The 19,649-nt window shown below is 60.5% G+C and carries 17 protein-coding genes; 6 read left to right on the top strand and 11 right to left on the bottom strand.

Annotation, left to right across the window (positions count from 1 at the left end; translation table 11 throughout):
- Positions 1 to 86: 86 nt before the first annotated feature.
- Positions 87 to 2,387, bottom strand: a complete 2,301-nt coding sequence (bamA, locus tag K5607_RS06930) for an outer membrane protein assembly factor BamA (protein WP_221048620.1) — start codon at positions 2,385 to 2,387, stop codon at positions 87 to 89.
- A gap of 269 nt (positions 2,388 to 2,656) precedes the next feature.
- Here bamA and K5607_RS06925 point away from each other — a divergent pair, with 269 nt between their 5' ends.
- The 4 genes from K5607_RS06925 (at position 2,657) to K5607_RS06910 (ending at position 6,321) form a co-directional block, all read left to right on the top strand.
- Positions 2,657 to 4,225, top strand: a complete 1,569-nt coding sequence (locus tag K5607_RS06925) for a SulP family inorganic anion transporter (RefSeq protein ID WP_221048619.1) — start codon at positions 2,657 to 2,659, stop codon at positions 4,223 to 4,225.
- A gap of 12 nt (positions 4,226 to 4,237) precedes the next feature.
- Positions 4,238 to 4,873, top strand: a complete 636-nt coding sequence (gene can, locus K5607_RS06920; RefSeq protein WP_054772830.1) for a carbonate dehydratase — start codon at positions 4,238 to 4,240, stop codon at positions 4,871 to 4,873.
- A gap of 193 nt (positions 4,874 to 5,066) precedes the next feature.
- Positions 5,067 to 5,585: a peptidylprolyl isomerase gene (locus tag K5607_RS06915; protein WP_082411347.1), complete on the top strand. Its 519-nt coding sequence runs from the start codon at positions 5,067 to 5,069 to the stop codon at positions 5,583 to 5,585.
- 7 nt (positions 5,586 to 5,592) lie between these two features.
- Complete coding sequence (locus tag K5607_RS06910; RefSeq protein WP_221048618.1) at positions 5,593 to 6,321, top strand: UDP-2,3-diacylglucosamine diphosphatase; 729 nt, start codon at positions 5,593 to 5,595, stop codon at positions 6,319 to 6,321.
- Between the two features lie 177 nt (positions 6,322 to 6,498).
- Here K5607_RS06910 and K5607_RS06905 read toward each other — a convergent pair whose 3' ends face one another.
- The 9 genes from K5607_RS06905 to rpsB form a co-directional block, all read right to left on the bottom strand.
- A complete protein-coding gene (locus K5607_RS06905) occupies positions 6,499 to 7,227 on the bottom strand; it encodes a DsbC family protein (RefSeq protein WP_246598974.1) in 729 nt (242 codons plus the stop codon).
- Positions 7,228 to 7,264: 37 nt separating this feature from the next.
- A complete protein-coding gene (rseP, locus tag K5607_RS06900; protein WP_054772833.1) occupies positions 7,265 to 8,614 on the bottom strand; it encodes an RIP metalloprotease RseP in 1,350 nt (449 codons plus the stop codon).
- 25 nt (positions 8,615 to 8,639) lie between these two features.
- Positions 8,640 to 9,824, bottom strand: coding sequence for a 1-deoxy-D-xylulose-5-phosphate reductoisomerase (gene ispC / locus K5607_RS06895; protein ID WP_221048616.1), 1,185 nt, complete (start codon positions 9,822 to 9,824; stop codon positions 8,640 to 8,642).
- Positions 9,821 to 10,678 (bottom strand): phosphatidate cytidylyltransferase, encoded by an 858-nt coding sequence (locus K5607_RS06890; protein ID WP_082411350.1) that lies wholly within the window; start codon positions 10,676 to 10,678, stop codon positions 9,821 to 9,823. Before K5607_RS06890 ends, ispC begins: the two co-directional genes overlap by 4 nt.
- A gap of 87 nt (positions 10,679 to 10,765) precedes the next feature.
- Positions 10,766 to 11,521, bottom strand: a complete 756-nt coding sequence (gene uppS, locus K5607_RS06885; RefSeq protein ID WP_221048615.1) for an undecaprenyl pyrophosphate synthase — start codon at positions 11,519 to 11,521, stop codon at positions 10,766 to 10,768.
- Positions 11,522 to 11,544: 23 nt separating this feature from the next.
- Positions 11,545 to 12,102: a ribosome recycling factor gene (gene frr / locus K5607_RS06880; RefSeq protein ID WP_221048614.1), complete on the bottom strand. Its 558-nt coding sequence runs from the start codon at positions 12,100 to 12,102 to the stop codon at positions 11,545 to 11,547.
- Positions 12,103 to 12,106: 4 nt separating this feature from the next.
- Complete coding sequence (pyrH, locus tag K5607_RS06875; RefSeq protein ID WP_054773116.1) at positions 12,107 to 12,826, bottom strand: UMP kinase; 720 nt, start codon at positions 12,824 to 12,826, stop codon at positions 12,107 to 12,109.
- Between the two features lie 115 nt (positions 12,827 to 12,941).
- Entirely contained in the window at positions 12,942 to 13,820 is an 879-nt protein-coding gene (gene tsf, locus K5607_RS06870) for a translation elongation factor Ts (protein ID WP_054773115.1), read from the bottom strand.
- A 162-nt stretch (positions 13,821 to 13,982) separates the two neighbouring features.
- Entirely contained in the window at positions 13,983 to 14,747 is a 765-nt protein-coding gene (rpsB, locus tag K5607_RS06865; RefSeq protein ID WP_221048613.1) for a 30S ribosomal protein S2, read from the bottom strand.
- Between the two features lie 334 nt (positions 14,748 to 15,081).
- On the opposite strand from rpsB, the gene map reads away from it, so the two are divergent.
- Both map and glnD read left to right on the top strand, forming a co-directional pair.
- Entirely contained in the window at positions 15,082 to 15,879 is a 798-nt protein-coding gene (gene map / locus K5607_RS06860) for a type I methionyl aminopeptidase (protein ID WP_221048612.1), read from the top strand.
- Positions 15,851 to 18,493, top strand: coding sequence for a [protein-PII] uridylyltransferase (glnD, locus tag K5607_RS06855; protein ID WP_246598973.1), 2,643 nt, complete (start codon positions 15,851 to 15,853; stop codon positions 18,491 to 18,493). The genes map and glnD overlap by 29 nt, the downstream gene beginning before the upstream one ends.
- A 37-nt stretch (positions 18,494 to 18,530) precedes the next feature.
- On the opposite strand, the gene K5607_RS06850 is transcribed toward glnD, so the two are convergent.
- Positions 18,531 to 19,646 carry a glycosyltransferase gene (locus K5607_RS06850; protein WP_054773113.1) on the bottom strand — a complete coding sequence of 372 codons (1,116 nt, stop codon included), beginning with the start codon at positions 19,644 to 19,646 and terminating at the stop codon, positions 18,531 to 18,533.
- Positions 19,647 to 19,649 lie beyond the last annotated feature (3 nt).

Raw genomic sequence — 19,649 nt, 5'->3', positions numbered from 1 at the left:
TGCGGTCGAGCACCGAAATCACGGACGCAACACAGGGGGTTAATTGTACCTAGAATGGCCGCTAAAAATAAACGGCCGGTTTTGCGTCAGAAGCCCGATCCGAACTGGAACTGGAACGCCTGCGTCTTGTCGCCGGAAGCCGCGTTCAACGGCTGGCCGATGCTGACCTTGATCGCCCCGAAAGGCGACAACCATTTGCCGGTCAAACCCGCCGAGTAGCGCAGCTCGCCCAACTGGGGCATATCCTTGAAGACGTTGCCCGCATCCATGAATACGCCGAGCCGGAGGTTCTTGCTGTCCTCCACGAAGGGTACGGGGAAATACAATTCCGCCGTACCGACCAACTTGCTGGCGCCGCCGAACGGCAAGGGGCGATTCCCCGAGCCCGCCACCGGAGTATCTTTCGGGCCCAAGGTATTATCTTGATAACCGCGCACGCCGTTAAGTACACCACCGGCGTAATAATGTTCGAAAAACGGCAACTCGCCGGTCTTGCCGTAGCCACCGCCGTAATCCGCTTCGCCCTGGAAACCCAGGGTGAACGACTTGGACAGCGGGATATAGTATTGAAGCTTGTAGCTGAGCTTATAGTAATCCAAATCGCTGCCCGGCACGGTTGCCAACGCCGACAAAGCATGGGAACCGCCGCTGGTGGGCAACAAGGCCTTGTTCAGGGTATCGTGAGACCAGCCTAGCGACACGGGGAACAAGACGAAGTTGTCTCCGTTCGTAGCCAAATAGTCAATAATCGTCTGCGAGGTATACTGCGACGTATTGATCTTGATGCTTTCCCCTTCGACATTCAGCCGCAACCGGTCGTATTCGTTCAGCGGGATGCCGAGATTGGCCGATACCGAGCCGGCATTGGTGCTATAACGCGATACGTTGGCGCGATAGGCGTTGGTTTCCCGATAGCTGGCGTCGTAACCCAAGCTAACGCCATCCATGGTGAAATACGGATTCAAATAGCCGAATGAATAAATCGTGGAAATCTGGCTATTATTGAAAGCGGCGCTGACCCGCTTGCCGCTGCCGAAAATATTGTCCTGCGTAACGCTGGCGTTAAAAATGAACCCTTGCGTCTGGGAAAACCCGATACCGGCCATCAGGTTGCCCGAAGGCTTTTCCGTAACCGAGTAGTTCACATCGACCTGGTCCGTCGTGCCCGGCACCGCCGGCGTTTCTACGTTCACGTCCTGGAAATAACCGAGACGCTCCAGACGGGTCTTCGATCGCTCGATTTTCTGCGACGACGCCAGCGCCGCCTCCATCTGGCGCATTTCACGCCGCAACACCTCGTCACGGGTGCGAGTGTTGCCTTTGAAATTGATGCGTCGCGCGTAGACCTGCTTGCCCGGGTCGACGTAAAAACTGATCTTTACGGTTTTCTTGGCATCGTCGATATCCGGCACCATATTCACGTTGGCAAATATGTAACCGTCGTCGCCGAGGCGGTCGGAGATGGCTTTCGACGTTTCCGTGGCGGCTTTGCGCGAAAAAACCTCGCCGGGGCCGACGGCCACCAGCGGCAACAACTCGTCCGGGCTCACCAAGAGGTTGCCTTCGAGCTTCACTTCATCCAGCGTATAAACGTCGCCTTCCTTGACGTTGATGGTAACGTAAATATCCTTTTTATCCGGCGTGATGGAAACTTGCGTCGATTCGATTTCAAATTTTATATAGCCGCGGTCCATGTAATAGGAACGCAGCCGTTCCAAGTCGGCCGATAATTTTTGCTTGGAATACTGATCGTTCTTTGTATAAAAGGAGAGCAGATTCGGCGTGCTTAGCTCGAAAACATCGAGCAAATCTTTATCTTTGAACGCGGTGTTGCCGACGATATTGATCTGGCGAATCTTCGCCGCGCGGCCCTCGGAAATTTTCACCGTCACCGCGACACGGTTGCGGGACAGCGGGGTGACTTCTGAATCGATTTTCAGCGCATACTTACCCCGGCTGTAATATTGGCGGCGCAATTCCTGCTCGACCTTATCGAGTATCTGGCGATTGAACACCCGCCCCTCTGCCAAGCCGATATTTTTCAGCGCCTTGGTCAAATCTTCCGACTTGATATCCGAATTACCCTCGATTTTGATGCTGGATATGGCCTGACGCTCATCCACCACGACCACCAACACGCCGCCTTCCCGCTCCAAACGCACGTCCTTGAAAAAACCGGTCTTGAACAGGGCGCGGATCGCCTCGGCGACCCGGTGCTCATCCACCGTATCGCCCACTTTGATCGGCAAATAGCTGAAAACGGTACCGGCGGAAATGCGCTGCAAGCCGTCCACGCGGATGTCCTGCACCACGAACGGCTCGGCCGCTTGCACGGCAGCGGAACAAAAACCGGCGATGAGCGCGCAACGAGCGTAGGTACGAAGCATGTAGGGAGGCTTAACTGATTGGCTGGGCGCGGCCAGTATAGGGGAAGGCGCCCCCTCGTCTCAACCTGTCGACGCAAGCCCGCGCCAACCGTGGCCTGCAGCACGTTGTCCGCCGCTCTTGCCGACGCCGGACTGATTTCGGGCTTGCCATAACTTAAGATTTACTTAACATTGTACCCAGCAGCACTATAATATCGACACGATACCGTTAGCCAGACACCCAAGCCCGAGCGGCGTTTCACACGCAAAACCTCCACAAGGCCAAAGCCATGAACGACAACTCCTTTCGATACTACCTCACCCATTTACGCGAAGACGTGCCGGCGGGCATCGTCGTTTTCCTGGTCGCGTTGCCCCTGTGCCTGGGGATTGCGCTGGCCTCGGGCGCTCCATTGTTCTCCGGCCTCATTGCCGGCATGGTCGGAGGCTTGCTGGTAGCATGGCTAAGCGGCTCGCAATTGAGCGTCAGCGGCCCCGCGGCGGGCCTCACCGCCATCGTGGTCACCGCCCTCGACAAACTGGGCAACTTCGAAACCTTCTTGCTCAGCGTGACGGTGGCCGGCGTCTTCCAGCTGGCTCTGGGCTTCCTAAAAGCGGGCATCATCGGCGCGTATTTCCCCGCGGCGGTCATCAAAGGCATGCTCGCCGCCATCGGCCTGATCCTCATCATGAAGCAGATTCCCCATGCCGTCGGTTACGACGCCGATTTCGAAGGCGACGAAACCTACCTGCAAGCGGATACCCACACCACTTTTTCCGAGATCGCTTACTCGCTGCAAGCCGTCTCCCCCGGCGCGGTCATCGTCAGCGTTACCGCCATCGTCATCATGCTGTTGTGGGATACCGCGCTCATCAAGCGCACCCGCCTGCTCGGCACGCTTCCCGGCCCCCTGGTGGCGGTCGCCTGGGGCATTGCGTATCACCTGTTGAGCCAACAGTTTTGGCCCAATCTGGCCATCGCACCTGAGCACTTGGTCAACCTCCCCCTGCTGGCCGGACCGAGCGAGCTGCCCAGCCAGTTCATCCTGCCGGACTTCAGCCGATTCCTGAATCCGGACGTATACGTCGTGGCCGCCACCTTGGCCATCGTCGCCAGCCTGGAGACGCTGCTGAGCCTGGAAGCCGTGGACAAACTCGATCCGCTGAAACGGGTCGCGCCCACCAACCGCGAACTAAAAGCGCAAGGCATCGCCAACATCGTCAGCGGCCTGTTGGGCGGACTTCCCATCACGGCCGTCATCGTGCGTAGCGCCGCCAATGTCAATGCCGGCGGGCACAGCAAAATGTCCTGCTTCATCCACGGGATATTGCTGTTGTTCAGCGTGGTCTTCCTCGCGCGATACCTCAACTTGATCCCGCTGGCGTCCCTGGCGGCGATATTGCTGCTGACCGGCTACAAGCTGGCCAAGCCCGCGCTGTTTATCGAGATGTACCGCAAAGGCTTCAACCAACTCGCACCGTTCGCCATCACCGTCGTCGCCATCCTGCTGACGGACTTGCTGAAAGGCATGGCGATCGGCATGGCGGTCGGTTTGTATTTCGTCATCCGCACCAACTTCCATCGCGCGATTTCACTGACGCAGCACGACAAGCATTATTTGCTGCGCTTGCACAAAGACGTGTCCTTCCTCAACAAGGCCGTGCTGCGCGGCTATCTCGCCAGTATCCCGCCCGACAGCCACGTGGTGATCGACGGCACCCGCGCCCTGTTCATCGACCAGGACATAAGGGAAACCATCACCGACTTCATGCTCGCCGCCACCGAAACCAATACCACCGTGGAACTGGAAGGTTTCCATCTCACCCACGACACGTCCGCCATCCACTCAGCCCATTGAGGAAACGCCGCCATGACCAATATCGAACGCCTGTTGCTGGAAAACAAAGCCTGGGCCCAGGAAAAACTGCAACAAGACCCCGCCTTTTTCCAACGGCTCAGCCGCGTCCAAACTCCCGAATTCCTATGGATCGGCTGCTCGGACAGCCGCGTCGCCGCTGACCGGATCACCGCCAGCGACCCGGGCACCCTCTTCGTCCACCGCAACATCGCCAACCTGGTCGTCACCAGCGACATCAACATGCTCAGCGTGCTGCAATACGCCGTCGACGTACTCCAGGTCAAACACGTCATCGTCTGCGGCCATTACGGCTGCGGCGGCATCACCGCCGCCCTGAACAAACAGCAGCCGGATATCATGATCGCCAATAAGTGGCTCAAGCACATCAAGGACACCTATCGCCTGCACCGCATCGAAATCGCCCAGCTTCCCACCCAGGAAGAACGCGTGAACCGCTTAGTGGAGTTGAACGTGATCGAGCAAGTGCAAAACCTGGCCCACACCTCGATCGTTCAAAAAGCCTGGAAAACCCGCAACGGACCGCGTTTGCACGGTTGGGTCTACGGGCTCAACGACGGGATCATCAAAGAATTGGCGACGCTGGACGCCGATGCCGACCTCGACCCCTTATATCAATACGACTTTTGACGACAAAACCGCCGGCCGATTCGCCCCCTAAGCAGCGATGCATTAAAATGGGGGCAACGTCCGCCCGAGGTGGGTGGACTCCACTGTCCAGGTCGAACAGGCGCACACCACTATGCAAGTCCTTCGTACCGTTCTTTTCATCACGCTGCTCGGCGCAAGGCTTTGCGTCAACGCGGCTCCATCGGGTTCATCCATGTCAAACACCGCACCTACCGTCAAACTGCAAACCACCCAAGGCGATATCGTCATTCGGCTCGATAGCCAGCACGCGCCGGCGTCCACCGAAAATTTCCTGGCTTACGTGAAGGAAGGTTTTTACGACGGCACCATCTTCCACCGCATCATTTCCGGCTTCATGGCCCAGGGCGGCGGCTTCGACAGCGATTTCGAACAGAAAAAAACCCACGCCCCCATCAAGAACGAAGCCGACAACGGCTTGAAAAACAAGCGCGGCACCATCGCCATGGCCCGCACCTCCGACCCCCACTCGGCCACCGCCCAGTTCTTCATCAACCTGGTCGATAACGGCTTCCTGGACCACAAAAGCCCGACGCCGCAAGGCTGGGGTTATGCCGTATTCGGCGAAGTGGTGGAAGGCATGGACGTGGTAGACGCCATGGCGAAAATCCCCACCGGCCGCGGCGGCCCGTTCCCCACCGACGTGCCCAAGACCATGGTGCAGATCGAAAAAGCCAGCGTGGTCAGCGAGTAAGCTTTCCTTGCCGAAACGGAAAGAAAGCCTTTTCATTTCAGACCTGCATTTAAGCGCCGGCCGCCGTGCCACGGTCCGGCGCTTTCTGCAGTTCCTGCGACACCGCGCCCCGCAGGCTGAACGCCTGTACATCCTCGGCGACCTGTTCGACGCCTGGGTCGGCGACGACGACAACACCCCGCCCAACCGCGCCGTCAAGCGCGCTCTACGCGCCTTGAGCGATTCCGGCACGGAAATCTATTACCAGCACGGCAACCGCGACTTCCTCATCGGCGAGCGCTTCCTGCGGGAAACCGGCTGCCGCCCCCTGCCCGACCATGCCGTCATAGACCTGTACGGCACCCCCACCCTACTCATGCACGGCGACCTATTGTGCAGCGACGACCTGCCCTACCTGGCCTTCCGCGCCCTAAGCCGCACGGCGGAGTGGCGCGACAACATCCTGGGAAAGCCGCTTCTGCTGCGCCTGCTGGGCGCCCGCTGGTATCGCCTGCGCAGCTACTGGCACAAATCCAAAAAAAGCGGGGAAATCATGGACGTCAACCAGGACACAGTGCGGGAAACCATGCAACGGCACGGCGCCACCCGCCTCATCCACGGCCACACCCACCGCCCGGCGGTGCACGACTTCCAGCTGGATGGAGCCCCGGTCCAGCGTTTTGTATTGGCCGAATGGGACGACCAAGGATCCGTGTCGTGCTGGACGCCCGAAGGCTATCGCCTAGAAAACTGCTGAGCGCGCCCCGCCTTCGGGGGCACGGCGATGCCGCCCCTCGTTACCGCGGTGGATTTGCGCGAAAAAACCCGTCGGCCTTGCCGTAGGCGGCCGAGCAGCGGGGAAAAAGAGAAAGGGACGGATGAGGAGACTCGCCCCCTCAGCGGGGGCGAATCGGGTTGAACGTCGCGGAAGCGTTTACGAGCGCTTGTCTTTGGCGTCCGGCTTGCGGTTGGATTTTTCGTAAGCCAGCATCTTGGCCAGTTGCTTGGCGTTGACGTAGCCGGGGATGATTTCGCCGCCTTCGGTGACGATCATCGGCGTACCGTTAGCGCCCATGGCGATGCCCAGGGACATGTGCTCGTCCACCGGGTTGTCGCATTCCTTGCTCTCGACTTTTTCGTCGCGCTTGGCACGGGTCAAGGCCGCGTTACGGTCTTTGGCGCACCATACGGAGACGGCTTTGCGATACGAATCGGAATCGCGGCCCGCGCGCGGGAAGAACAGATAGCGAACGGTGATGCCTTCCGCCAAATATTGCTCGATTTCCGAATGCAGCTTGCGGCAATAACCGCAGTCGATGTCGGTGAAGATGGAGACAACGTATTTCGGCTGCTTGGCGGCAAACACGATCATGTTGCTTTCGCCGATTTTCGCCAGCGCGGCCACCCGCGCCGCCGCTTGCTTCGGCTCGCTGACGTCGGCGTGGCCTTCCACGTCGATCATCTTGCCCTGAATGAGGTAACGCCCGTCTCCGGACATGTAGAACACCGTCGGCCCGACCACCACTTCGTACAGACCGGGTATTTCGGACGGGGTGATGGACTCCGGCTTCGTGCCGGGGAACACCTTTTCCAGGGCGTCGGCGATGGCTTTGTCGTCGGCCCGCAACGGCGCGACAGCCACAGCCAACAAAGCGGCGAGCATCAATCTACTGAAAGTTTTCATCGGCATTAACAATCCATCACGCTAACAATCGTTGCAAGTCCAGCATCAAGGCCAGGCCCATGAGAAAAATCAAAAACGCCATGCCGATGCGCTGGCTGACAGCCATGGCTTGCTCGGACAACGGGCTGCCCTTGACGCCTTCGATCAGGAAGAAAAACAGATGGCCGCCGTCCAGCACAGGCACCGGCAATAAATTGAGCACCCCCAAACTGATGCTCACCACGGCGAGAAATTTGACGAACTGCAACCAACCCATGCTGGCGGATTGGCCGGCATATTGCGCGATGCTGATCGGGCCGCTGAGATTGTCCAAAGCCGCTTGCCCCACAAACATCCGGCTCACCATTTTCACCGTCAGCCAGGAATATTCCGCCGTACGCGCTATCGCCTCGCCCAAGGCGGAAACCGGGTTCAAACGGTATTCCACCTGCATTTGCTCGCTCAGCCCCGGAGGAATACGCACCGTCGCGCCGATTTTACCGACCTTCTCGCCTTCGCTGACGGTAGCGAAGGGGCGCACGGTCAAGGACAACTGCAAGCCTTCCCGGTCCACCGTCAACGCGATGGCCTGTTCCGGCCGTTGCCGCACGTACTCCACCCACTGGCGCCAGCTTTCCACCGGCTGTCCGTCGGCTTCCACCACCAGATCCCCCGGCTGCAGGCCGGCTTGCGCCGCCGCGCCGCCCGGCAGGACTTTGTCCAGTACCGGGGCCAATTTGGGCTCCCAAGGCCTGAAGCCCAGCTCCCGGCCCAGTTGCTCAGGATGCCCGGCCAGTTCAGGAGGAACAACCAGCACCCGCTCGGCCGTATCGCCATCGCCGGTGGTTACTTGAATGCGATAGCTGCCGCTATCGGTGGCTAACGATTGCAAACTGCCCCATACCTGGCTCCAGGTGGGCGTCGCGCGACTTTCCACCGACACGATCTCGTCGCCTTCGACAAAACCCGCCTGCGCCGCGAGGCTGGCCGGCGCCACCGGCCCCAGCACAGGCCGCATGCCGGTTTCGCCGGCCACGAACACCAGCCAATAAAGCAACACCGCCAATCCGAAATTGAACAGCGGACCGGCGGCCACGATGGACGAGCGAACCCACAGCGCCTGACGGTTGAAGGCGAACGGCAGATCGGCCTCCGCCACCGGCCCTTCGCGCTCATCCACCATTTTCACGTAGCCGCCCAACGGAATCGCCGACAAGGTGAATTCCGTATCCTCCGGCGACTTCCGGTACCGCCATAAAACCTTGCCGAACCCCAGCGAAAAGCGCAGTACCTTTACCCCTAGCCGCCGCGCCACCCAATAATGGCCGAACTCATGGAAGGCGACCAATATCGCCAAAGCGAGCAGGAAGAAAAATACGGTATGCATAGGGTTAGGCCCCAGGAACTTGGACTTATGACGGCAACTGCCCGATGTACTCCCGCGCCTTGGCTCTGGCGGCCGCGTCCGCCTGCAGCACCGTGTCGATGGAATCCGCGGCATCCGCGCTGAACAACCCCATAGTGTGCTCGATCACCGCCGGGATTTGGGTAAAGCGCAAACGGCCGTCGAGGAACCATTCCACCGCAATCTCGTTGGCGGCGTTGAGCACCGCCGGCATGATGCCGCCGGCGCGGGCGGCGTCGTAGGCCAGTCGCAAGCAGGGGAAACGCACGAAATCGGGCGCTTCGAAATTCAACTGTTTGACGGCGAACAAGTCCAACGGTTCCACGCCGGACTCGAAACGATCCGGCCACGCCATGGCGTGGGCGATGGGGACGCGCATATCGGGGTTGCCCATCTGCGCCAGCACCGTACCGTCCACATAATCCACCAGGGAGTGGATGATGCTTTGCGGGTGGATCACCACCTGCACGTCGTCCGGCTCCATATCGAACAGCAAGCAAGCCTCGATCAACTCCAGGCCCTTGTTCATCATGGTGGCGGAATCCACCGAAATCTTGCGCCCCATCTCCCACTTGGGATGAGCGCAGGCCTGATCCGGCGTCACGTCGTGCAACGCGTCCAGGGGCGTTTTGAGGAACGGGCCGCCGGAGGCGGTGAGCAAAATGCGCCGCGCCGACTTGGCGCGCACGCCGGCCCGGTAATTGGCCGGCATGCACTGAAAAATGGCGTTGTGCTCGCTGTCGATGGGCAACAACACGGCGTTGGAACGGGTCACTTCCTGCATGAACAACGGGCCGGACATGACCAAGGCCTCTTTATTGGCGAGCAACACATGCTTGCCGGCCTTGGCCGCCGCCAGCGTAGGAAGCAAGCCCGCGGCGCCGACGATGGCGGCCATGACACTATCCACCTGCGGCAAGGACGCCACTTCTTGCAGCGCGTCGGTGCCAGTCAGCACCTTCGTGCCGGTCACGCCGGCCGCTCGCAAGCGCTCGGCGAAATTCTCCGCCTGGGCGGGATCCAGCAACACCGCGTATTCCGGATGATGGCGCTGGCACTGCTCGAACAGCAGATCGCCGTTTTTATTGGCGGTTAGCGCCACCACGCGATACAGGCCGGGGTGGCGACCCACCACGTCCAGGGTGCTGACACCGATGGAGCCGGTGGAGCCGAGTATGCAAATGCCCTTCATTGGAAAAAGATCTCCCGCAGGTAACAGCCGGCATAAAACATCGGCACGGCGGCCAATAAACTATCGATACGGTCCAGCACGCCGCCGTGGCCGGGCAGCCAGGAGCCGCTGTCCTTGACGCCGCGCAGGCGTTTCACCAGGCTTTCGAACAAGTCGCCGCAAATCGAAGCCAGCACCGTCATGACGGACAATAACAAGAAGTCGGCAAACACCATGCCCGACCACTTTTCGGCGATGAGGTAGAAATACCCGCCGACCAGCAACGCCAGCAATGCGGCCGCGCCCAAAGCGCCGTACAGCCCTTCCACCGTCTTGCCCGGGCTGATTTCCGGCATCAACTTGCTGAAGCCGTAATTTTTGCCGACGAAATAAGCGCCCATATCGGCCACGGCGATCAGCACCAGCAAATACAGCACCTGGTAGGAGCCGAAATTCACGTGCAGCCAGACGAACATGATCCAGGCCGACAACAAAACGAAATACCCCACGGCCAATTTAACCGCGACGGGATACTTCCATTGCAACAGCTTGCCCGGCATTTGGCGCAAAGCGATAGCCAAGGCCACCCACCATGCCAACACCGGCCACATGAACCAGTCGAACAAATAACCCAGCCAATAATGGTAGCTGGCCATGGTCAACAGCAGGCTCCCACAGAACGCCAGCCGCCCGGAACGATTTTCCACGCCGGCCAAATTCGACCATTCCCAACCGGCCAGCACGGCGATCAAACCGAACGCGATGACGAAACCCAAGGTCGGCAGGAACAAAACCGCCGGGACGATCACCGCGGCGACGGCCAGGCCTGTAATGATCCGCAGTTTCGTCGCCGGCGTGGCTTCCGCTGAAGGCATGCTTTTATTGTTTTGATTTTTCGATACTTGCATGGGTGTTTGCCGTTTTTGAAAGGATAGGAATGCGAAGACGGCCAGGGTGAGGAATCAACGCCCGACGGCGCTTCCGGCCTGGATTTGCTCACCGGTACAACCGAAGCGGCGCTCCCGGGAGGCGAAATCCTGAAAAGCCAGCTCCAACTGGGACTCGTCGAAATCCGGCCACAAAGTTTCGGTGAAATACAGCTCGGTATAAGCCAGCTGCCAAAGCAGGAAGTTGCTGATGCGCCGCTCGCCGCCCGTGCGGATGAACAGGTCCGGCTCCGGCATATTGGCCGTCGAGAGGTTGGCTTCGATCAGCCGCTCGTCGATATCGGCCGGCGCCAACTCGCCCCGCTGCACGGCTTCGGCCACCCGCTGCGCCGCCCGCACCACGTCGCGGCGGCCGCCGTAATTGCCAGCCACCATCAGCGTCATGCCCGTGTTGCCCGCGGTGAGCGCTTCGGACTCGGCGATGCGCCGCCGCAAACGGCCGTCGAATGCCTCGGTGTCGCCGATGATGCGCAAACGTATGCCCTGCTCGTGCATTTGGCGCGTTTCCCTCGCCAGCGCCTCCACGAACAGGTCCATCAGCACGGAAACCTCGTCGGCCGGACGCCGCCAGTTTTCGCTGCTGAAGGCGAACAAGGTCAACACTTCAACGCCTTTATCGGCGCAGTAGCGAACGACTCTACGCACCACATTGATGCCCGCCGCGTGGCCCGCCGTGCGCGGCAATAGGCGCTGCTTGGCCCAGCGCCCGTTGCCGTCCATGATGATGGCAACGTGGCGGGGCAATCCGGCGGAAGGGGCGATGTCAGCCATGGAAACGCGTCTAATCCAACGCTTTAGACAGCCAGCAAGTCGGCTTCTTTTTCGTCCAACAGCTTGTCGATGTCTTTGACGTGCTTGTCCGTGACTTTTTGAATTTGCTCCTGGGCGCGCCGTTCCTCATCCTCGGAAATCAGCTTTTCCTTGAGCGCTTCCTTCAATTCCGACAACGCATCGCGGCGAATATTGCGCACCGCCACGCGGCCGTTTTCGCCCTCGTGACGCACCACCTTGACCAAATCGCGGCGGCGATCTTCCGTCAAAGCCGGCATGGGCACGCGAATCACCGTCCCGGAAGTCACCGGGTTGAGCCCCAAGTCCGATGTCATGATGGCCTTCTCGATGGCCGGAACCATGCCCTTATCCCAGGGCGTAATCATCAGGGTGCGGGAGTCTTCGACGTTGACGTTGGCCACTTTGGGCAAGGAGCTTTCCTGGCCGTAGTAGTTGACGGTGATGTGCTCCAACAAACTGGGATGGGCCCGGCCGGTGCGGATTTTCGCCAGTTCGTGCTTGAGCGACTCCACGCTTTTCGCCATGCGCGCGGTGGCGCTTTGCATAATATCGTCGATCATGGGTTTATCCTGCTTCAATCAGTGAACCGATCTCTTCGCCGTGCACCAAACGCATGACGGCACCATCTTCAAACACGTTCATCACCCGCAACGGGATGCGATGGTCGCGGCACAACACCAGAGCGGTGGCGTCCATCACGTTGAGCCGCTGATCCAAAGCCTGATCGAAAGTCAGGCGGCTGTAAAACGTGGCGTTGGCATCTTTTTTGGGGTCGGCGGAATAAACGCCGTCCACCTTGGTAGCCTTGATAAGGATATCGGCGTTGATTTCCACCGCGCGCAGGCTGGCCGCCGAATCCGTCGTGAAAAACGGATTGCCCGTGCCGGCGGCGAAAATCACCACCCGGCCTTTTTCCAAATGACGCACCGCGCGGCGGCGGATATAGTCTTCACATACTTGGTTGATCTTCAGCGCGGACATCACACGCACCGGCAGACCCAAATTCTCGATAGCATCCTGCATGGCCAAGGCGTTGATCACCGTGCCCAACATGCCCATATGATCGCTGGTAACGCGATCCAGGCCCTCCGCCGCTTTTTCCGCGCCGCGGATGATGTTGCCGCCGCCGATCACCACCGCCGTTTGCACACCTGCCCGGCACAGGTCGCAAATTTCCGCCGCAAGGCGTTGAAGTATCGCCGCGTCGATGCCGCAACGGCCGTCGCCCAACAGGGCTTCGCCGCTCAGCTTGAGCAAAATTCTGCGGTATTTCAGTTCCGACATGGATAAATCCGTAGCAAGCCGGTAGTAAACCGCTCCGAACGAATCGGAGCCCCCATCTATGCAAAAGGGCTTTGCGGCATCAGCCCAAGCCGATGCCACAAAGCCCCGGTGAGGATTAGGCTCCGCGAACCTGAGCCATTACTTCCTCGGCGAAATTGCTTTCTTCCTTCTCGATGCCTTCGCCTACTTCATAGCGCACGAAACGCGCCACGGACGCGCTCTTCTCCTTGAGCAAACCGGCCACGGTCACGTCCGGGTTCTTCACGAACGGTTGGCCGACCAGGGTGATTTCACCCAGGAATTTGTTGATGCGGCCCTGCACCATCTTTTCCACGATTTCGGCCGGCTTGCCGCTTTCCAGCGCCTGGGCGGAGAAAATTTCTTTCTCCTTGGCGATCAGCTCGGCCGGAACGCCGGACTCGTCCAAGCAAACGGGCTTGCTGGCGGCCACGTGCATGGCGATGTCGCGGCCCAGCTCGGCATTGCCGCCCTTCAGCTCGACCAGCACGCCGATGCGGCTGCCATGGCTGTAGCCGGCCAGCACGCCGTCGGCGCTGGTGTAGCGCTCGAAGCGGCGCAGATTGATGTTCTCGCCCAGCTTGGCAACCAGGGCGCGGCGAGTCTCGTCTACGGTGGAACCGTTCAAGGACAGTGCCGACACTTGCTCCAGGCTGGAGACATCGTTGGCGGCAACCAGGTCGGCCACGTCGTTGGCGAACTTGACGAAATCGTCCGCCTTGGCGACGAAGTCGGTTTCGCTGTTGATTTCGACCAGGGCGGCAACCTTGCCGTCGGCGCTCATCTTCACGCAAACGTAACCTTCGGCGGCGGTGCGGCCGGCTTTCTTGTCAGCTTTGGTCAAGCCGGTCTTACGCATCCATTCGATGGCCGCTTCCATGTCGCCGTTGGCTTCGGTCAAAGCCTTCTTGCATTCCATCATGCCGGAGCCGGTACGTTCGCGTAGCTCCTTCACCATTGCCGCAGTGATATTCATCTAATCAAAACCTCAATTAACTTTTTCCTAGAGTGCATTACGCGCATCGCCGAGGCGGACTCTTTCGGTTCCGCGCCGGCGTGTTGCAGCCTTTACGCCTCAACAACGGGGCAGCCCAACGCCGTCGTGCGGCGTTGGGCTGCCCCATGTGCGGCGGACGGATTATTCCGCGGCTTCTGCGCTGGAAGCGGCTTCCGCTTCCATTTCGACGAAATCGTCGCCCTTGCCGCCAGCCGCGCCCAAATCGGCGGCCTTGCCGCTGAGGATCGAAGCGGCTGCGCTCTGGGTGTAGAGCTGCACGGCGCGAATGGAGTCGTCGTTGCCCGGGATGATGTAGTCCACGCCATTGGGGCTGTTGTTGCTGTCCACCACGGCGATGACCGGGATGCCCAGCTTGACGGCTTCCGCCACAGCGTTCTTCTCGTGGCCCACGTCCAGCACGAACAACGCGTCCGGCAGGCGGTCCATGTTCTTGATGCCGCCCATGCTGCGCTCCAGCTTTTCCAGCTCGCGCATCATGCCCAGGGCTTCCTTTTTATGGAAACGGCTCAAGCTGCCGTCGTCGCGCATGGTTTCCAGCTGCTTGAGGCGGGAAACGGATTTCTTAATGGTGTTGAAGTTGGTCAACATGCCGCCCAACCAGCGGTAATTGACGAAGGGCATGCCGCAACGCGCAGCCTCTTCTTCTACCGTCTTACGGATGGCTTTTTTGGTGCCGACGAACAGGATGTTGCCCCGATTGGCCGCCAACTGCTCCATGTACTGCATGGCGTCGTTGAACAACGGCAGGGTTTTTTCCAGATTGATGATGTGAATCTGACTGCGCGCGCCGAAGATGTAGGGCGCCATTTTCGGATTCCAATAGCGGGTCTGGTGCCCGAAGTGTACGCCAGCTTCCAACATCTGACGCATCGTTACGTTTGCCATCATTACTCCAATTGCATAGGCCGGCCATAGCGAACCGGCTAAGGGTTTTGCCTCCACACGCCCCATCCGATAACCAAACTCTAGGATTCAATGGTAGAGTCCGGCACCCAACCGGATGTGCCGACGTGTGTGTGTTGTTGCTTAACGCATCCCTGCACTTCCCCTGGTACGGGTAAAAACAAATCGGCCATCCCGCCGACTTGCCATCTTGCCATCTTGCCAAAAACGGCGGTGATTTATACCATACCCGGCTTTCCTCAACAATCCGTGCGAGCAAAAAGCCGCGCGGGGCCTTGCCGATTCCCGCACAGTCCAACGGTCGCCCAACACCCCAATGAGCATCTCCATCAAGTCCAGTGACGAAATCGAAAAAATGCGCGTGGCCGGACGCCTAGCCGCGGAAGTGCTCGAGATGATCGCGCCCCACGTGCGGGCCGGTGTCACCACCGAACAGTTGGACAACATTTGCCACGACTACATGGTCAATGTGCAAAACGCGATCCCCGCGCCGCTCAATTACCGCGGGTTTCCCAAGTCCATCTGCACCTCGGTGAACCATCAGGTCTGCCACGGCATTCCGGGGCCGAAAAAGCTCAAGGACGGCGATATCGTCAACGTCGACATCACCGTCATCAAGGACGGCTTCCACGGCGACACCAGCGCCATGTTCCACATCGGCGAGCCATCCATACGCGCCAAAAGGCTTACGCAAATCACCTTGGAAGCGCTCTACCTGGGCATACAACAGGTGCGCCCCGGCGCGCGCCTGGGGGATATCGGCCACGTCATCCAAAAACACGCCGAAAGCCACGGCTTTACAGTGGTCCGCGAGTTTTGCGGACACGGCATCGGCCGTGCGTTTCACGAAGAGCCCCAGGTGCTGCACTATGGCAAACCCGGCACGGGGGAGCTGCTGGAAGCCGGCATGACTTTCACCATCGAGCCCATGATCAACGCCGGCAAAGCCGACGTCAAAGTGCTGCCCGACGGCTGGACCGCGGTGACGCGCGACCACAGCCTTTCGGCCCAATGGGAACACACCATTCTGGTAACCGACAACGGCTTTGAAATTCTCACCCTGCGCAATGACGAACGGGTAAGCCGTGACCATATCGACCCCGCCGCCTTTTGAAGCGCTGCTGGACGAGGCCGCCCCCCTCCAATCCTATAAGGACCACCTGGCGGCGGTCGCCGCCGACTTGATTCGCGGCTTCGACACGGGCGTCCCCGTCGCGGATTTGCTGCACGCCAAAGCGGCGGTGGTCGACCGGCTGTTGATCGCTTGCTGGAAACACTTTCTCGGAGACCGGGCCGACGGCCTTTGCCTGGTTGCGGTGGGCGGCTACGGCCGGCGGGAACTGCACCCCCACTCGGATGTCGACCTGCTGCTGCTCACGGCGCAACCCCTGGCGGACAACAAGTCCTGCGCCGACCCCGTCGCGGCCCTGTTCCGCTTTTTATGGGACATCGGCCTGAAGCCCGGCCAAAGCGTACGCACCGTGGAGGAATGCGAACAGGAAGCCGAACGCGACCAAACCGTCATCACCAACCTCATCGAATGCCGCCACCTCTGCGGCGACATCGCCCTGTTCCAGCAACTGGAAGCCCGCCTCGCTCCCGAGCGCTTGTGGCCGGCGCAGGCGTTCTTCACCGCCAAGCTGCAAGAGCAGGAAGCGCGCTATCACAAATACCACGACACCGCCTACAACCTAGAGCCCAACGTCAAGGACGGCCCAGGCGGCTTACGCGACATCCAAATCATCGGCTGGGTCACCCGGCGGCTCTACGGCGCCGCCGACCTGATCCAACTGGTCAGCCGCGGCATCCTCAGCCACAACGAATACCTGGAACTGAATCGCGCCCGCGATTTCTTGTGGACCATCCGTTTCGCCCTGCACAGCCTGGCCGGGCGCTGCGAGGACCGCTTGCTGTTCGAGTACCAGAAACAACTGGCGGACCGGTTCGGCTACCTGGCCACGGACGGCAACCAAGCCGTCGAGGAATTCATGCAGCAATATTTCCGCACCATCAAAGGTGTCGAAAGACTCAACGAAATGCTGCTGCAGCTGTTCCAGGAAGCCATGCCCAGCCGCCAGGCGAGCACGCCCCCCGTCCGCGTGGACGAATACTTTCACAGCGTCGGCGGCTACCTGGAGGCGGTCAACGAAGAGCTGTTCCGGCAGCGCCCCCTGGCCTTGCTGGAAATTTTCCTTGCCCTGCAAAAAAACCCGAGCCTGCTGGGGATCCGGGCCTCCACCATCCGCCTGATTCGGGGCAGCCTGGACATCATCGACGACGACTTCCGCCGCGACCCGGCCGCCTGCCGCCTGTTCATGCAAATCCTGCGCGAACCCCAGGGCATCGTCCACCAACTGCGGCGCATGAACCGCCACGGCGTGCTGGCGGCCTACCTGCCGGAATTCGCCAAGGTAGTGGGACGCATGCAGTTCGATTTATTCCACGTCTACACCGTGGACGAGCATTCGCTGTTCGTCGTGCGCAACCTGCGCCGCTTCACCCTGGAAAAGCACCGGGAGGAGCTGCCGTTCGCCTACGACCTGTCGCGGCAGATCGCCAAACCGGAACTACTGTATATCGCCGGGCTTCTGCACGACATCGCCAAAGGCAGCGGCGGCGACCACTCCGAAATGGGCGAGCGCATCGCCGGAGAATTCTGCCGCCGCCACGGCCTCGGCGACGACGACACCAAACTGGTCACTTGGCTGGTGCGGAATCACCTACTCATGTCCCTCACCGCCCAGCGCAAGGACATCGCCGATCCCGACGTGGTGCACGAATTCGCCTCCGCCGTGGGCAGCGAAGCCTACCTCAACCACATCTACCTGCTGACCCTGGCGGACATCCGCGCCACCAACCCCAACCTGTGGAACTCCTGGAAGGACGCCTTGTTCAAGGAGCTTTACGCCGTCGCGCGACGCGCCTTGCGACGGGGCCTGCACAACCCCATCGCCCAGGGAGAGATTTGCGCGGCGCGGCGCCATGACGCCCAACGCATCACGGAGCGCCTGGGCCTTCCGGCCGCGACCACGGAAATCGTCTGGGCCAATCTCGGCGACGAGTATTTCCTGCGCTTCGCCCCCGAGGAAATCGCCTGGCATACCATCGCCCTGGCGGGGTGTCGCGACGCCGACTTGCCGCTGGTCCTGCTGCGCCCGGAAAGCCGCTGGGGCAGTGCGGAGGCCTTCGTTTACATGGCCGACCGGGACTATATTTTCGCCTGCAGCACGGCGGTACTGGACCAGCTCAACCTGACCATTCTCGATGCCAGGCTCATCACCACCAGCCATGGCTACGTGCTGATCAGCTATCAAGTACTGGAGCAAAACAACGCTCCCATCGAAAACCCGCTGCGGCAAACGGAAATCGCCGACCGGCTACGCGCCAGCCTGCTGCATCCCACCGACCAAGCCATGCGGGTAGCCCGCCGGCAGCCGTCGCAGGTCAAGCACTTCGCCGTCCGCACCCAGGTTTACTTTCACGACGACGCCCAAGCCCGCCACACCGTCATGGAGCTGTTGGCCACCGACCAACCGGGCTTGCTGTCCAAAGTCGGGCAGGCGTTCACCCGCCACGGCATCCGCGTGCTCAACGCCAAAGTGAGCACCATCGGCAGCCGCGCCGAAGACGTTTTCCATATTACCGACCGGGACGGAAAGCCGCTGGCCACGGAAGCGGCGCGGCAGGCGCTGCACGCCAGCTTGCTGGCATTGATCGACGAGGGGTGAGCAAAAAGACGCGGACGGCCGGGCGCCCGCGCCACGGTCATTCGTAAACCCGGCCTTTCCAGCGGCTGCGCACGCCGCGCCAATAGCGGATGGCGGAAGTCCAGGTCATGGCCATATAGAGAGCGGCGATGAACGGCATGGCCCACGCCCACCAGGGGCTGCGCCCATAAAACGCCAGCGTCGGCCAATAGAGCAACGCCATCAGCCCGTAAGCCAGAAACGAGACCTTAGCGGTCGCGCCACCGGCCAGCAAGCCCAAAGGCGGCAGCCAGAACAGGACGAACATAAAAGCGGTACAGAGCAACAACAGCACCACCGAATAGCGCAACTGCGTATAAGCGGTCCGCGCCACCATGTCCCAGATTTCGCTTAAACGATCGTAACTGCGCAGGCTAACCACCGAGCGGGACAAACCGATCCAAGTGCGGTTGCCGGCCCCTTTGACGGTGCGGGCCAAGGAGCAATCGTCGATCAGCGCCTCGCGGATGACGCCGAAGCCGCCGATATCCTTGAGCAAGCGGGTTTCCAGCATGATGCAGCCGCCCGCTGCCGCCGCCACGCCCTTGAAGCGCGAATTGGACAAGGCGAACGGATAGAGGAATTTGAAGAAATAGACGAAAGCGGGCATCAGGAGCTTTTCCCACACGCCGTCCATGCGCAAGGTGGCCATGAGCGAAACAAAATGCACGCCTTCGCTGCGCATTTTGCGCCGCAGTGTCGGCAACATGCCGGGCTCCAGGCGGATATCGGCATCCAACAGCAACGTCAACGGCGTGGCCACCGAACCGCAGGCTTGCTCCAAAGCCCACAGCTTGCCGCTCCAGCCGGGCGGCAGGGGCTGGCTTTGCATCACGCGCAGATCGAGCCCCTGGACTTGCCGCGCGACCGCCGCGGTATCGTCGCTGGAGGCGTCGTCCACCACCACCACCTTGAGTCGGCGGCCTTGCGCCGCCAAAGCCCCCAAAGTGGTGGCAATCACCTCCGCCTCGTTGCGGGCGGGAATCACCACGGTGATGTCGGAGAGGTCGGCGTCGCCCTCCCCTGCCTCCGCCTCCAGCACTTCCCGGTTGCGCCAGGGCTGCCAAGGCAGCACGACGATGGCCAACCAAAAAAGGGCCGCCAACGCGGCCAGCATCGACAACCCTTCCGTCATGGC

This window comes from Methylogaea oryzae, from assembly GCF_019669985.1.
Taxonomy (GTDB): domain Bacteria; phylum Pseudomonadota; class Gammaproteobacteria; order Methylococcales; family Methylococcaceae; genus Methylogaea; species Methylogaea oryzae.
The sequence above is the reverse complement of the archived record's forward strand: the minus strand, read 5'-3'. Positions and strand labels throughout refer to the sequence as shown.